Annotated in this window: 12 protein-coding genes and 1 pseudogene; 7 read left to right on the top strand and 6 right to left on the bottom strand. The window is 43.1% G+C overall.

Translation table 11 applies throughout. The annotated features are described in order from the left end of the window. Window positions 1–12 precede the first annotated feature (12 nt). Both V6E90_RS15435 and gacA read right to left on the bottom strand, forming a co-directional pair. The gene (locus V6E90_RS15435; RefSeq protein ID WP_332605848.1) at window positions 13–1,578 is read right to left on the bottom strand and encodes a sensor histidine kinase; all 1,566 of its coding nucleotides are present in this window, start codon (window positions 1,576–1,578) and stop codon (window positions 13–15) included. Window positions 1,579–1,595: 17 nt separating this feature from the next. Then, window positions 1,596–2,231, bottom strand: coding sequence for a response regulator transcription factor GacA (gene gacA, locus V6E90_RS15440; RefSeq protein WP_004656359.1), 636 nt, complete (start codon window positions 2,229–2,231; stop codon window positions 1,596–1,598). Between the two features lie 210 nt (window positions 2,232–2,441). Between gacA and pbpG the strand changes: the two genes are divergently transcribed. Beyond that, complete coding sequence (pbpG, locus tag V6E90_RS15445) at window positions 2,442–3,506, top strand: D-alanyl-D-alanine endopeptidase PBP7/8 (protein ID WP_141669913.1); 1,065 nt, start codon at window positions 2,442–2,444, stop codon at window positions 3,504–3,506. A gap of 129 nt (window positions 3,507–3,635) precedes the next feature. Here the strand turns inward: pbpG and thrC are convergent, their stop codons facing one another. The 4 genes from thrC to xerD all read right to left on the bottom strand — a co-directional run bounded on the left by thrC (window position 3,636) and on the right by xerD (window position 8,135). Beyond that, complete coding sequence (thrC, locus tag V6E90_RS15450) at window positions 3,636–4,775, bottom strand: threonine synthase (RefSeq protein WP_332605849.1); 1,140 nt, start codon at window positions 4,773–4,775, stop codon at window positions 3,636–3,638. Window positions 4,776–4,833: 58 nt separating this feature from the next. Next, the gene (locus tag V6E90_RS15455) at window positions 4,834–6,135 is read right to left on the bottom strand and encodes a homoserine dehydrogenase (RefSeq protein WP_004773963.1); all 1,302 of its coding nucleotides are present in this window, start codon (window positions 6,133–6,135) and stop codon (window positions 4,834–4,836) included. Window positions 6,136–6,264: 129 nt separating this feature from the next. Beyond that, on the bottom strand, window positions 6,265–7,080 hold the full coding sequence (locus V6E90_RS15460; RefSeq protein WP_016540809.1) for a DsbC family protein: 816 nt from the start codon (window positions 7,078–7,080) through the stop codon (window positions 6,265–6,267). Window positions 7,081–7,214: 134 nt separating this feature from the next. After that, on the bottom strand, window positions 7,215–8,135 hold the full coding sequence (gene xerD / locus V6E90_RS15465; protein WP_332605850.1) for a site-specific tyrosine recombinase XerD: 921 nt from the start codon (window positions 8,133–8,135) through the stop codon (window positions 7,215–7,217). Window positions 8,136–8,339: 204 nt separating this feature from the next. Between xerD and V6E90_RS15470 the strand changes: the two genes are divergently transcribed. From V6E90_RS15470 to ftsW, 6 genes and pseudogenes are all read left to right on the top strand, one after another. Continuing rightward, window positions 8,340–8,600 (top strand): FeoA family protein, encoded by a 261-nt coding sequence (locus tag V6E90_RS15470; RefSeq protein WP_004656347.1) that lies wholly within the window; start codon window positions 8,340–8,342, stop codon window positions 8,598–8,600. Beyond that, window positions 8,597–10,450 carry a ferrous iron transporter B gene (gene feoB, locus V6E90_RS15475; protein ID WP_004656345.1) on the top strand — a complete coding sequence of 618 codons (1,854 nt, stop codon included), beginning with the start codon at window positions 8,597–8,599 and terminating at the stop codon, window positions 10,448–10,450. Before V6E90_RS15470 ends, feoB begins: the two co-directional genes overlap by 4 nt. Before the next feature lie 54 nt (window positions 10,451–10,504). Next, window positions 10,505–10,756 carry a DUF6587 family protein gene (locus V6E90_RS15480; RefSeq protein ID WP_065344206.1) on the top strand — a complete coding sequence of 84 codons (252 nt, stop codon included), beginning with the start codon at window positions 10,505–10,507 and terminating at the stop codon, window positions 10,754–10,756. Between the two features lie 105 nt (window positions 10,757–10,861). Beyond that, window positions 10,862–11,116: pseudogene (locus V6E90_RS15485) on the top strand (hypothetical protein). 99 nt (window positions 11,117–11,215) lie between these two features. After that, window positions 11,216–12,574, top strand: coding sequence for a UDP-N-acetylmuramoyl-L-alanine--D-glutamate ligase (gene murD, locus V6E90_RS15490; protein ID WP_332605851.1), 1,359 nt, complete (start codon window positions 11,216–11,218; stop codon window positions 12,572–12,574). Between the two features lie 10 nt (window positions 12,575–12,584). Next, entirely contained in the window at window positions 12,585–13,778 is a 1,194-nt protein-coding gene (gene ftsW / locus V6E90_RS15495) for a putative lipid II flippase FtsW (RefSeq protein ID WP_004656339.1), read from the top strand. The last annotated feature ends 33 nt before the right edge of the window (window positions 13,779–13,811 follow it).

The following is a 13,811-nucleotide window of genomic DNA, read 5'->3' on the forward strand; positions in this document are numbered from 1 at the left end:
AACCTAATCTAATCAATGAATTTTTGAGCATTCAATCCTGAAGCATGCTCCTTGTTGTCGCTCTATATAGGTGAGCTTTGCATGATTTGCCTCACAAAAGGTATGAGACAGATACAATCCTAAACCAGTTCCTTTAATTTCGGTACTAAAAAATGGTTTGAACAGCTGAGAAATATCTCGTTTTGAGACACCCGTCCCAAAATCGATAACATCAATGCAGGTTCGTCCATCTTTGAGCTGTATATTCACTTCAATAAAGGGCGCATCGGTCGCATTATGTCGCAGTGCATTTCTAATTAAGTTAATCAGCACTTGGCGGAGTTGTTTTTCATCAAACAGGATATTGAGCTGTTCGGTCTGATTCAGCTGAATACGTTGTTTCGCATCGGAAAGGTCTTCATTCAGAAGGCTTTCAAAGAAAGGATTTAGTTCAATGATTTGTGGGTCTGTTGGCTTATTTCTTGCCATAGCTAAAGTATCTTCAACGATGCTGTCAATGCGTTTGGCTTGTTTGTTGATCATGCGTGACAACATATTCAATTGATGTGCATCGCTGTTTTTTATTAACTCATTGGCTTGTACAATCGCAGCTAAGGGGTTGCGAATTTCATGGGCAATGCTGGCTGAAAGCTGTCCCAACGCTGCGAGCTTCAGTTGCTGAACTTGTTGGGTTAGCTTCTGGGCATCTTTTAAAATCAATAAGACCAACGCTTGTTCTGGCACAATCAAATGTTTGACCCGAACATTGATCGTGTAAGGGCTTTGTTGAGATTCAAAACTGAATTCTTCGCCATCTTCAAGATTACTGAATTGAATCAGTTCAAATAGATCTGGCTGTAACTTAATCAGTGGCGTTTTTTCCAAAGAAACAGCCAAATGAATGCCTAACAAAGTATTGGCAGCTGGATTGGTTAAAACAATATGATTACTTTCATCCAGTACCAAATAGCCATCCTCAATTTGTTCGAGAATATAACGGTTAATATTTTGTAGTTGATGAATTTCAATGGATTGATGAAAGGTTAAGGTTTCTAGAATCTTAAAACGCTGCACCGCAATACGACCAATGGCATGTACCACGAAAAACAGAAAGGCCAGAAAAATGCTATTGCCAAGATGGGTTAAATTATTGGCATCAAAGAAGTCACCTAAAAAGCGTTGGTAAACCACCATGATGACTGCAAATAAAGTAATGATCAGCGAAAGATGTGCATTTAATAAAATTGCTGAGGAGAAAATAATAATGACATACAGTAAGCTGAGTTGCAGATTTGGACCACCTGCTGCGAAGGTGATTAAACTGAGACAAATAACATCAATAATAAAGATAAAAATCAGCTGCTTGGAGATTTGTATTGGAACAAGCTGCAGCAAAGCAAGCTGGAAAATATTAAAGGTGATATAGCACACCAGTGTATAAAAATACAGAAAGGGGTAAATATAGTTACTTGAAAGTTGCTCAGCAGTCAGTAAATAAATTAATAGCAGACTAATCGAGATGATTAGTCGATAGCCGCTATACCACACCCCAAGCCGATAGACCGTCTGTGAAACAGACGACGCAATTTTCCCTAACATAGGCGCTTACTGTTATTTTAAGGTTTAATGAGTCCATAGCGAATCGCAAGATGGGTCAATTTGACATCACTATCAATTGCCAGCTTTTCAAAAATACGATAACGATAGGTGTTGACCGTCTTCACGCTAACAAACAATTTGTCTGCGATTTCTTGGGCGCTAATACAGTTGACCACCATCATGGCCACTTGCATCTCTCGCTCTGACAAGGCATCAAACGGCGATTGCTGCGTATCTGAAAGATACGAACTGGCCAGTTGCTCGGCAATATCTGCGCTAAAGTATTTTCCGCCTTGCATGACTTTGTTAATGGCACGAACCATTTCTGCAATCGGTGCACCTTTAGTAATATAACCTTTGGCGCCTGCTTTTAATAACAGTGATGGATAAGGTTCTTCAGCAAGGCCGCTCACTGCAATCACCTTAGTTTCAGGCACACTTTGTAATAAGCGGCGAGTGGTTTCTACGCCGCCAATGCCTGGCATATTCACATCTAATAACACCACTTGTGGGTGTTTTTGTCGGACCAAAGCAATCGCTTCTTCACCCGATTCAGCTTGTCCAATGACTTCTACATCGGGGTGGTCTTCCAACATACGACAAATCCCTGTGCGCACGAGTTCATGATCATCAACAACGAGAACAGTGATCAAGAAGACCTCCTTTTTTCAAAAAAACTGGTTTTTTGTTACATAAAGCAAAATTAGCTTGCAATGAAACGACAAAATTAGCAATCCTATTCTTCGTTTTTAGCGAATAGTTGTACACAATTGTGTCTATAAAAGCTTTACCTGATTTGTTCAAATGTAAGGCATAATGGTATTAAGCGCAAATGTGCAGCGTCCTGAGTTGAGTATTGTGTCGTGAAAAATTCTAAAAAATCTATCATGCATGTTTTAAGCATGTCTATCTTGTTGGCGTGGAGCTCAACAAGTTTCGCTGAACTGGTTGTGAATAACAATCCAGCTTCTTCGCGTGTGAGCGGTTCAGCTTCAATGAATTGGTCTGCAAGTGATGCAAGTCAGTTCATGGAAGATGATGATCCGCTAGAAATTAGTCCACAAGGTTCAACTTCTGTTACCACAACATTGCGTAATGGCAGTTCAGCACCAATTACATCTTCAACGGCGCCACAATCGTCGACACAGATTCGCGATACCTTCGGGTATAGCAGTCAGCCTTCAGTCAATGCACGTGCTGCTTTGGTGATGGATGCACAGACAGGCGAGGTGCTGTACAGTAAAAACAGTAATATGTCTGTCCCGATTGCTTCGATTACCAAATTGATGACTGCTGTAGTGACTGCTGATGCACGTTTAAACATGTCAGAAGAAATTACGCTGGAATCGATTGATTTCGCAGGTGCAGGTGGCAAGAACTCAAGTTCAACCTTACGTGCTGGCGATCGAATGAATCGTGCAGAAGCACTTTTGTTTGCTTTGATGAAATCTGAGAATCCTGCTGCCGCAGCTTTAGCGCGCACTTACCCAGGTGGCCGATCTGCCTTTATTGCTGCGATGAATGCAAAAGCGAGGCAATTGGGTATGACATCTACACGTTATGCTGAATCTACTGGTTTAGATCCGCATAATGTCTCATCAGCACGTGATTTGGGTATTCTGGTCAGTACAGCGTCGCAATATGGGTTGATTCGTCAATTTTCAACGACGCCAACCTATGATTTCAATTTAGGTTACCGTGTTCTTAAATCGAACAATACCAACGCACTGGTGCGTAATGGCGGCTGGAATATTAACTTGTCGAAAACAGGTTATATCAATGAAGCAGGCCGTTGTGTGGTGATGCATACGACTGTGAATTCACGCCCAGCGGTTGTCGTGCTATTAGGTGCACCAAGTTCGCAAGCACGTAATAGCGATGCCACCAATTTATTAAGCTGGTTAAGCACTTTGCCAAAACGCGTTTAATCATTCGAAATATAAAAATGCTCTTCTTTATGAAGAGTTTTTTTATATCTACAAAAAGAAAGTCTCTTTTCTTTAGCACAATAAAAAACCAGTTGCAGGCAACTGGTTTTTTTATTTCAGTATCTCTGCTTACATATTTGAAAGAATCGAATCTTTCACTTGATCCATAGTCGCATCAATTGACAACATTACGGCATCAGCACATTGTTTGATTGCAGTGTCAGGATCTTTTAAGCCATTGCCTGTAACCGTACATACAATCACAGAGCCTTCAGCAATTTTACCGGCTTTCAGGTCACGGATCGCACCACCAATAGATGCTGCTGAAGCAGGTTCAACAAACACACCTTCATACATTGAAAGCAAACGTTGCGCTTCTAAAATCTCAACATCAGTTAGTTCATCGAACCAACCTTTAGAATCACGTACCACTGCTTTAGCATGGTTCCAACTTTGTGGATTACCGATACGAATCGCTGTTGCAACTGTTTCTGGGTTCTCTACTGGCGCACCACGTAAGAATGGCGCAGCACCAGATGCTTGATAACCCACCATAGTTGGTAGACCTTCAGGTTTAGGGCCTGTGAATTGATCTGTTGCAGCATCATAAATCACTTGCTCAAACTGATCTGCAGGTTGGTTGGCAACTGCTTCGGTATAACCCATCCAGTGTGCGGTGATGTTACCGGCATTACCGACAGGTAAGCAGTGATAATCAGGAGCACGGCCCAATGCTTCTACGATTTCATAAGCAATGGTTTTTTGACCTTGCAAACGGTAAGGGTTGATTGAGTTTACAATCGTTACTGGTGCTTGATCTGCAACTTCTTTGACTAAACGCATACCATCATCGAAGTTACCGCGGATTTGCATGGTAATCGCACCATACATCATCGCTTGCGCCATTTTACCCATGGCAATTTTGCCTTCTGGGATCAAGACGAATGCTTTAATGCCTGCACGTGCTGCATAAGCCGCTGCGGCTGCCGAAGTATTACCTGTAGAGGCACAGATAATTGCTTTAGAGCCTTCTTCAACAGCTTTGGTCACCGCCATGGTCATACCGCGGTCTTTAAATGAACCTGTTGGGTTCAGACCTTCGTATTTCACATAGATTTCGACGTTTTTGCCAATAAGACGTGGAATGTTCTCAAGTTTAATCAGTGGAGTATTACCTTCACCTAAAGAAATTGCACGTGTAGTTGCAGACACAGGTAAACGGTCACGATAACGATCTACAAGACCAGTATAACGATTGGCATTCGACATGATGGTGTTCCAATATGAGGTAGAGCGGGGTGAGGGAAGTCATTTTCCCTCAACCTGATTAACTATCGAGCGATTCTAAACGAATTCTTACGATTTCGCCACGAATTGCAGGTAATGCTTGAATTTGCGCAAGCGCTTCATCCATTTTTGATTCAACGATCGGATCCGTTAAAATCACGATAGGAATCAAGTCTTTTAAGCGTGATTGCTGCATGATGGCATCAATACTAATGCCAGCACGGCTAAGAATCGTAGTGACATCAGCCAATACGCCAGTCTGGTCTTCAGCATTTAAGCGGATGTAATAACCTGTGGTCATTTCTTCACGGCTTAAGATTGGCACATTAGTCAACGCTTCAAAGGCAAGCTGAGGAATCGTTCCTGCGCCATCTTCGGTATACGAAATATCACGCACGATATCAATTACGTCAGCAACCACGGCAGAAGCGGTTGGGCCTGCACCTGCGCCAGCACCGTAATACAAAGTAGGGCCAACTGCATTGGCCTGTACCAAGACTGCATTCTTCACGCCATTCACGTTAGCAATCAATTCTTCTGCAGGGATGAGCGTTGGGTGAACACGTAATTCAATGCCTTTATCTGCGCGACGTGCGATACCTAAGTGCTTGATACGGAAACCAAGTTCTTCTGCATATTTCACATCTTGGGCGGTGATTTTGCTGATACCTTCGGTATAGACCTTATTAAATTGCAATGGAATACCAAAAGCACATGAGGCCAAAATCGTCAGTTTATGTGCAGCATCAATGCCTTCAACATCAAAAGTTGGATCAGCTTCAGCGTAACCAAGTTCTTGCGCTTCTTTTAAAACGTCTTCAAAGGCACGGCCTTTTTCACGCATTTCAGTCAGAATGAAGTTGCCTGTACCATTAATGATGCCTGCAAGCCATTCGATATGGTTCGCTGCGAGACCCTCACGGATCACTTTAATGATTGGGATACCACCCGCAACAGCTGCTTCATAGGCAATCTGAACAGCATTGTCTTCTGCTGCTTTAAACAGTTCATTGCCATGTTCAGCCAGTAAAGCTTTGTTTGCAGTCACAACCTGTTTGCCATGCTTAATGGCTTCCATGATGACTTCATAGGCTGGGTGAATACCGCCCATGACTTCCACCACAACATCAACATCAGGTTGACGTACGATTTCCATCAAGTCATCGCTTTGTTTAATGCCTTCGAGTTGTAAATCTGGACGTGGACGGCGTGTGCCTACGTGTGTAATTTGAATTTCTCGACCGGTACGGCGTTTAATTTCCGCAGCATTTTCTTGTAGTAATTTAAGGGCTCCACCACCTACAGTACCAAGACCGAGTATCGCCAGACGAACTGGTTTCACGTTACACTCCATTATATTCAATCATTTTAATGAAGCTTGATCATAGCTAAAAAAATGCGCAGACACTAGGGCTAAGATCATCTTTAATCTGTCGCCCGAGTCTTTGCTGATTTGTGGTGCGGTTTGAATTTATTTGTTTAAGCGTTGTACGATTTCTTCAGGTGTCATATAGCCGCCTAAATACTCACCATCGACGTTATAAATCGCTGGTGTGCCATTCACGCCCATATTTAAACCCAGTTGATACTGGTCACGAACAGGGTTCTTACATTCAGCCGCAGAGACTGGTAAGCCTTTGGCTGCTTGATCGAAGGCAGCTTTACGGTCTTCACTACACCAAATCGCTTGCATGGTTGGCATGAATTGTTCGCCACGTGGCCATGCGATATAACGGACTTCAATGCCTTTGGCATTAATTTCAGCAAGATGTTCATGCAGTTTATGGCAATATGGGCAGCTTGAATCGGTGAATACATAGATCACATGCTTGGCTTTGCCGCCTTGAGCAGGATAAACAATCAAATCTTCGGTTTTTAGTGCCGCTAAATGTTTTTTATTTTCAGTGGCTTGTAAGGCATCACTCACATTATGTAATTGCTTGTCGCCTAAACGCACCACATCGCCTTGAATAATGTATTGGCCATCAGCGGTGGCATAGACAGATCCCATACCTTCCAGACTTACCCAATAGAGATTAGGCACTTCGGTTTTCTTCACCGCAAGAATTTTGGCGTTGATATTGGCTGTTTTGAAATTTTTCTCTAAGGTCGAGACTAAACGCTGTTGCGCATTGCGTTCATTTAAAGTTGATGCTTCACCTGTCGCAGGTGCACTTGCTGTGAGCGCATCTTGTTTTTGTGCAGAGTTTTCTTTTGAGCAAGCACTGACTAATAATGTTGATGCTAATGTACAAGCAATTACAAGCTGAGACCGAGTAAACAACATATAGAACCTTTTTTGTACGAATTCATTTGTATAAGGGGCCTAGCATAACAAAAAAAATGAATCACTTCGTTAAATCTTGCATAGGCTCTGTGAACAGTATCAAGTTTTGGTTGAATCCTAGATAAAAGGTGGATTTAGCCGCGTGGATGGTATTTGCCATGCAATTCCTGCATACGATGTTGCGCGACATGGGTGTAAATTTGCGTGGTGGAAAGGTCACTGTGTCCAAGCAGCATCTGTACCACGCGTAAGTCTGCGCCGTGATTGAGTAGATGGGTCGCAAAAGCATGACGTAAGGTATGGGGGGAGAGTTCAGCTTGAATATTGGCTTGCAATGCATAGCGTTTAATCGCATACCAAAAATTCTGTCGACTCATGATGCCACCATGTTGAGTCAGAAACAGATAATCCGTGCTGCTTTTATACAGTTGTGGGCGTGATTCAATTAAATATTTTTCAATCCAGTCACAGGCAAATTGCCCTAGGGGTACCAGACGCTCTTTATTGCCTTTACCTGTGATTCGCACAAAGCCCTGTTTTAAATTGATCAGTTCTAAACGTAAATTCAGTAACTCTGAAACACGCAGGCCACAGGCATACAGCACCTCGAACATGGCACGATCACGGAGACCTAATGCTGTATTGATGTCAGGCGCATTGATTAAGGCTTCTACATCTTGTTCAGATAAGTCTTTGGGTAAGGCTCGTCCAATTTTAGGGGAATGGTGGGTGGCGACAGGATTATCGTCCCGTAACTTTTGTTCTCTTAAAAACTTATAAAATTGTCTTAATGCAGACAGGCAACGTGCAATCGAACGCGGGCTTTTACCGACCTTGGTGAGGGTGATGAGAACATCAGCAATATCGTCACTGGACCAGTGTGGTAAGGCTGCTGTCTGATGTAATTCAGCACATTGAATCAGGTCAGATAAATAGGCGTTGCGGGTGTGTGGGCTTACGGTTTGAGTCACCAGATAATCCCGAAAACCCTGTAAAAAACTCAAATGTTCGGGAATGTTAACCGCAGCGGGAATACGAGGCTTTTTATTTAGCATAAGGCGTTGAAGATATTTCTCAGTGAAAGAGGGGCGGGTATTTTAGGGAAAACGCTGCCCTGATTTATTTTTGGTTGAATTGCACTGTAAAAGAAAAATGAATTGTTGTCGATCTGTCACAGAAGCAAATGCCACTGAGATTGGTTTTGGTAATTATTCTCATTTGCTTGTATACTAGTAAAAAAGGGTTAAGGGTTAGAAGCGGTGCGATTGTCAGCATTAAAAGTCAAGCAAACAGCGATGATTACGAAAGTAAATCGTGTGGTCGATGAGACAGAACAGCCAGATTTAGTTGCAGTTCGTTTAGAAAGTTTAGGCTTTGTGCCAGGGACACAAGTACAGGTGATTACCAAAGGCATCTTTGGTGGAGATCCGATTCTAATCCAACTCGGTTTTACGCGTTTTGCGTTACGAAAAGCGGAAGCGGATAAAATTGAAATTCAACTTGAAGGAGCACCTGCATGAGTGATGCGTTACGTGTTGCCCTTGTGGGAAATCCAAACTGCGGTAAGACATCTTTATTTAACCATTTAACAGGTACACGTCAAAAAGTTGCCAACTATGCGGGTGTGACGGTTGAACGTAAAGTTGGGCATTTTCAGCTTCCTTCTGGAAAAGCGGTTCGTGTCTTGGATTTGCCAGGAACTTATAGTCTACAGGCAACCAGCCCAGACGAAGAAATTACTCGTGATGTTTGCCAAGGCAAAATTGCGGAAGAAGGGCAACAAGATGCCTTCTTGTGTGTGGTGGATGCGACTAACTTAAAGCTACATCTTGGTTTGGTACTGGAAATTATTGAGCTGGGTCGCCCAATCCTTGTCGTGTTGAACATGATGGATGAGGCACGTCGTCGTGGTATTCAGATCAACACGCAAAAGCTTTCTGAGCGTTTGGGTGTCCCTGTGGTTGAAACGGTTGCGGTACGCAATTCAGGTATCGAAAACCTACTGCATGCACTTGATCAAGACAAGTATTCAATTCCACAAACGGAACTGAGTGGCTTGAAAGGGGATCATCACCAGAAAATTGAAGTGATTTTTAAAGATGTGGTGAACTTTGTTGATCAGGAAGATAAACGTACTGATTTTCTGGATAAGATTTTCTTACATCCAGTGCTTGGTTTATTGAGCCTTGCAATCATGATGTTCATTGTATTCCAAGCGGTATTTGCTTGGGCTGCGCCATTTATGGATGGGATTGAAACCTTCTTTGCATGGTTTGGTGAGAAGCTCGGTGAGTATATCTCGCAGCCTTTGCTGCATAGCTTGGTCGTAGATGGCATCATCGCGGGTGCGGGTAGTGTGGTGGTGTTCTTGCCGCAAATTTTGATTTTATTCTTCTTTATTTTGGTCTTAGAAGAATCAGGTTATTTACCGCGTGCAGCTTTCTTGCTGGATAAGCTCATGTTTAAAGCAGGTCTGAGTGGACGTGCCTTTATTCCTTTGCTGTCGAGCTTTGCATGTGCAGTGCCTGGGATTATGGCGACGCGTAGTATTAGTGACCCACGTGATCGTTTTACCACGATTATGGTTGCGCCATTGATGACCTGTTCTGCGCGTTTACCCGTCTATGCTTTATTGATTGCGGCCTTTATTCCAAGTCAAACGGTATGGGGTATTTTCAACTTACAAGGTTTAGTGCTGTTTGGCTTGTACATGTCAGGCATTGTCAGCGCACTCTGTGTTTCGATTGTGATGAAGTTTCTGCAAAAAGATAAATCACAACATGCATTATTACTGGAGCTGCCAAGTTACCGTATTCCTGATTTAAGAAGTGTTGGCATAGGCTTACTCGATCGCGGCAAAATCTTCTTAAAACGAGTCGGTGGGATTATCTTCGCTCTGTCGATTTTACTTTGGTTCTTGTGTACCTTCCCGCAAGCACCAGAAGGGGCGACTTTACCAGACATCGACTACAGTTTTGCTGGAATGTTAGGGCATTTGCTGCAACCGATTTTTGCACCTGTTGGTTTTAACTGGCAGATCGTGGTTGCACTTATTCCTGCAATGGCGGCGCGTGAAGTTGTGGTTGCTGCATTGGGTACGGTCTATGCCTTATCGGGTGCAGATGATGATGCGATTGCACAAGGCTTGTCGCATTTGATTAGTGCTGATGGGACGGGTTGGTCATTGGCAACAGGTTTATCATTATTGGTCTGGTTTATCTACGCGCCACATTGTTTGGCAACCTTAGCAACCGTACGTCGCGAAACAGGCTCATGGAAACATGTGGCGGTGATGACGGCATATTTATTCGGTTTGGCGTATTTAATGTCTTTCTTGACTTATCAAATTGCATCAAGCATTTGGGGTTAAGAAATTCCACCTAGCCTCCCTTTGAAAAGGGAGGCAATCATTGGAGAGACGGTTATGTTTGAGTACTTGATTGTTGCTGTGTTGGTACTGTGGAGTGCTGTTGTCGTATTCAAAAAGGTGTTCCCTCAAACAGCAAATTCAGCATTTCTGAGTTTGTCGAACTCTTGTCAGCGTTTAGGCTGGCAGCGTTTGGCGACATGGTTAAAACCTAAAATGGCTGTGGGTTGTGGCGGTGGCTGTGGTTGTTCGACTGATGAAAAGGAGAACAAAAAAGCAGACCCCATTCAAACAGTGAAATGGCGTTAATCGCAATCTTAAAATTGCCCATCTTATGATGGGCATTTTTTTGGAAAAGAAAAAATGAATCAAATTAAGATGAACTAGAAGAGATCATTCAGCTTAAAATATAAATTGATTTTATTGGGTTTTATGCGATTGATGACTTTGCTTTATCTCTCTGCTTTGTCACAAAAATTGAATATTGATAAAGAGATGGTTTGATGGCTACTTTCATATTTCATCTTGATTTATCTATGCTTAAGACCCGAATTGATTGAACTTAAAATCAAGCACTATGTATTTAAATCTGTAGCTTGGCTGGGAGTTGTGAACTTGATTTTGTTGCTGATCAGTTGTGCTATGCCTGTTGAAGCTTTTACGCACTGACACAAAAAAGATTGAATAAAACCAAAACTGAAAAAGCATTTAAAACAGTAAAGTGCTAACATTTTTGCCATTCTGTAATCTGCAAAAAATGGGGCGAAAATGTTAATACAACGTGGTGGATTAAAAGTTGTGGCTGGCTTAGGTATTTCGGGGGTATCAGCAGTTAACTTTCTACATGAACAGGGCTACCAAGTTGCAGTAACAGATTCACGACTAACCCCACCAGGTCATGATCAGATTCCAGCTGGTGTTCGTACCAGTTTTGGTCAATTGGATACGGAACTGTTATTACAAGCAGAAGAAATTATTCTCAGTCCAGGACTTGCACCGCAACTTCCAGAAATTCAACAAGCAGTTGAAAAAGGCATTCCAGTTGTTGGTGATATTCAATTATTACGACGTGCGACAGAAGCGCCAATTATTGCGATTACAGGATCAAATGCAAAAAGTACAGTCACGACTTTGATTGGCCTAATGGCACAAGATGCGGGCAAGAAGGTTGCTGTTGGAGGCAATCTTGGGCGGCCTGCACTGGATTTACTTAAAGATAAACCAGAACTGATTATTTTAGAGTTATCCAGCTTTCAACTTGAAACCACGTCACATCTGAATGCAGAAGTGGCCGTGGTACTCAATATGAGTGAAGATCACCTTGATCGCCATGGCGATATGCTGGGCTATCACAAAGCGAAACACCGTATTTTCCAAGGCGTGAAAAAAGTGGTGTATAACCGTGATGACAATCTCAGCCGTCCTTTGGTTCCTGATGTCACACCGATACAAAGCTTTGGTTTGAATGCGCCAGATTTAAATCAATTTGGTGTGCTGCGTGATGCTGATGGCAGCATGTGGTTAGCACGTGGCCGTGAGCGTCTGCTTAAAACCACTGAGATGTATATTCAAGGGATGCATAACGTTGCCAATGCTTTGGCGTGTTTGGCACTGGGTGAGGCGATTGGTTTACCAATGGCATCTATGCTAGAAACCTTAAAGCATTTTAAAGGCTTGGAGCATCGTTGCGAGTATGTCGACACAATTGACGGTGTGCGTTATTACAATGATTCTAAAGGCACCAATGTCGGTGCAACCCTTGCCGCGATTGATGGCTTGGGGGCTGCTATTGAAGTCAACAACGGTAAGCTGGCTTTGATCTTGGGTGGTCAAGGCAAAGGGCAAGATTTCAAACCCCTTCGTGATGCGATTCATAAATATGTGAAATCGGTGATTTTGATTGGTGAAGATGCAGCAGTCATCGAACAAGCAATTCAGGGCAGCAGTGTGATCCAACATGCACAGAGTTTACAAGCAGCCGTGCGATTGGCACAGAAAAACACGCAAGCTGAAGATGTGGTCTTGCTTTCACCCGCTTGTGCAAGCTTTGATATGTTTAAAAGCTACAATGATCGTGGACAGCAATTCGTGGCATGTGTAAATGCCTTGAATGACGAGAACAATTAGGAATAGAACTATGGCGGATTTAGCCCAAAATACGGTGCAAAAGATTTCGCAATTGCTCAATCGTTTGCCAAAGTTGCCTGCAGAAATGACGGCACGAAATATTCTAATCTTTTGTGTGATTGCATTACTGTGTTTCGGTTCGGTGATGGTGGCATCAGCCTCGATGCCCTATGCGGAATATATTCACGAAAGTCCATTTTATTTCTTGATTCGTCATGGTATTTCAATTGTTGTGGCTGCGGTGGTGGCGTTTCTGACTTATCGGGTGTCATTAAACTTATGGTTTAAAAATGCCTTTCCTTTATGGTTGATTACCATCGTGCTGTTGTTAGCCGTGTTGGTGGTCGGTTCCGAAGTGAATGGTGCCCATCGCTGGATCAAGGTCGGTGGCTTTACCTTGCAGCCAACCGAGATTGCTAAGATTGTCATGGCGATTTTCACCGCTGACTATGTGGTACGCCGTGCTAAAGAAGTCCGAACACACTGGAAAGGTTTATTGCGTTTAAGTGGTGTGATGGCCTTAACTGTCGGTTTTATTGTTGCCGAGCCTGACTTGGGGGCAACTGTCGTTATTGTCTTAATGATGGTTGGAGTATTCTTCTTAGCTGGCGCACCTGCAACGCAGTTCTTAATCATGCTCGGTGCGATCTTTGCGGGTGTCAGTGCGCTGATCATCTTCGAGCCATTCCGTTTTCAGCGTTTGATCTCGTTTACCAATCCTTGGGCAGATCCATTGGGGGTTGGTTATCAGCTTTCCAACGCTTTGATGGCCTTTGGTCGTGGTGAGTGGTTTGGTACGGGCTTGGGTCACAGCGTACAGAAGCTTTCTTATCTGCCAGAAGCACATACTGACTTTATGCTGGCTGTACTAGGTGAAGAATTTGGTTTCTTCGGCGTGTCGATTGTGATGATGCTGTCGTTTACCATGCTGGCATGTTGTATCCGTATTGGTCATCGTGCCTTGCAACATAATTACTTACGTGCAGGTTATTTGGCCTACGGGATTAGTATCATCTTCTTGATGCAGATTCTGGTCAATGCAGGCATGAATATGGGATTAATGCCAACCAAAGGTTTGACCTTACCGTTTATTAGTTATGGCGGTACATCACTGATGATGTGTGCGGCGATGATTAGCTTGATTCTAAAAATTGATGCGTCAACCCAAGAGTTGAATCCAGTGAAAGAAGAATCTAATTTCTAACTGAATTGAGACGAAATAAGCCCTGACGATGTA

Source organism: Acinetobacter sp. ESBL14 (assembly GCF_036668815.1).
Classification (GTDB): domain Bacteria; phylum Pseudomonadota; class Gammaproteobacteria; order Pseudomonadales; family Moraxellaceae; genus Acinetobacter; species Acinetobacter gyllenbergii.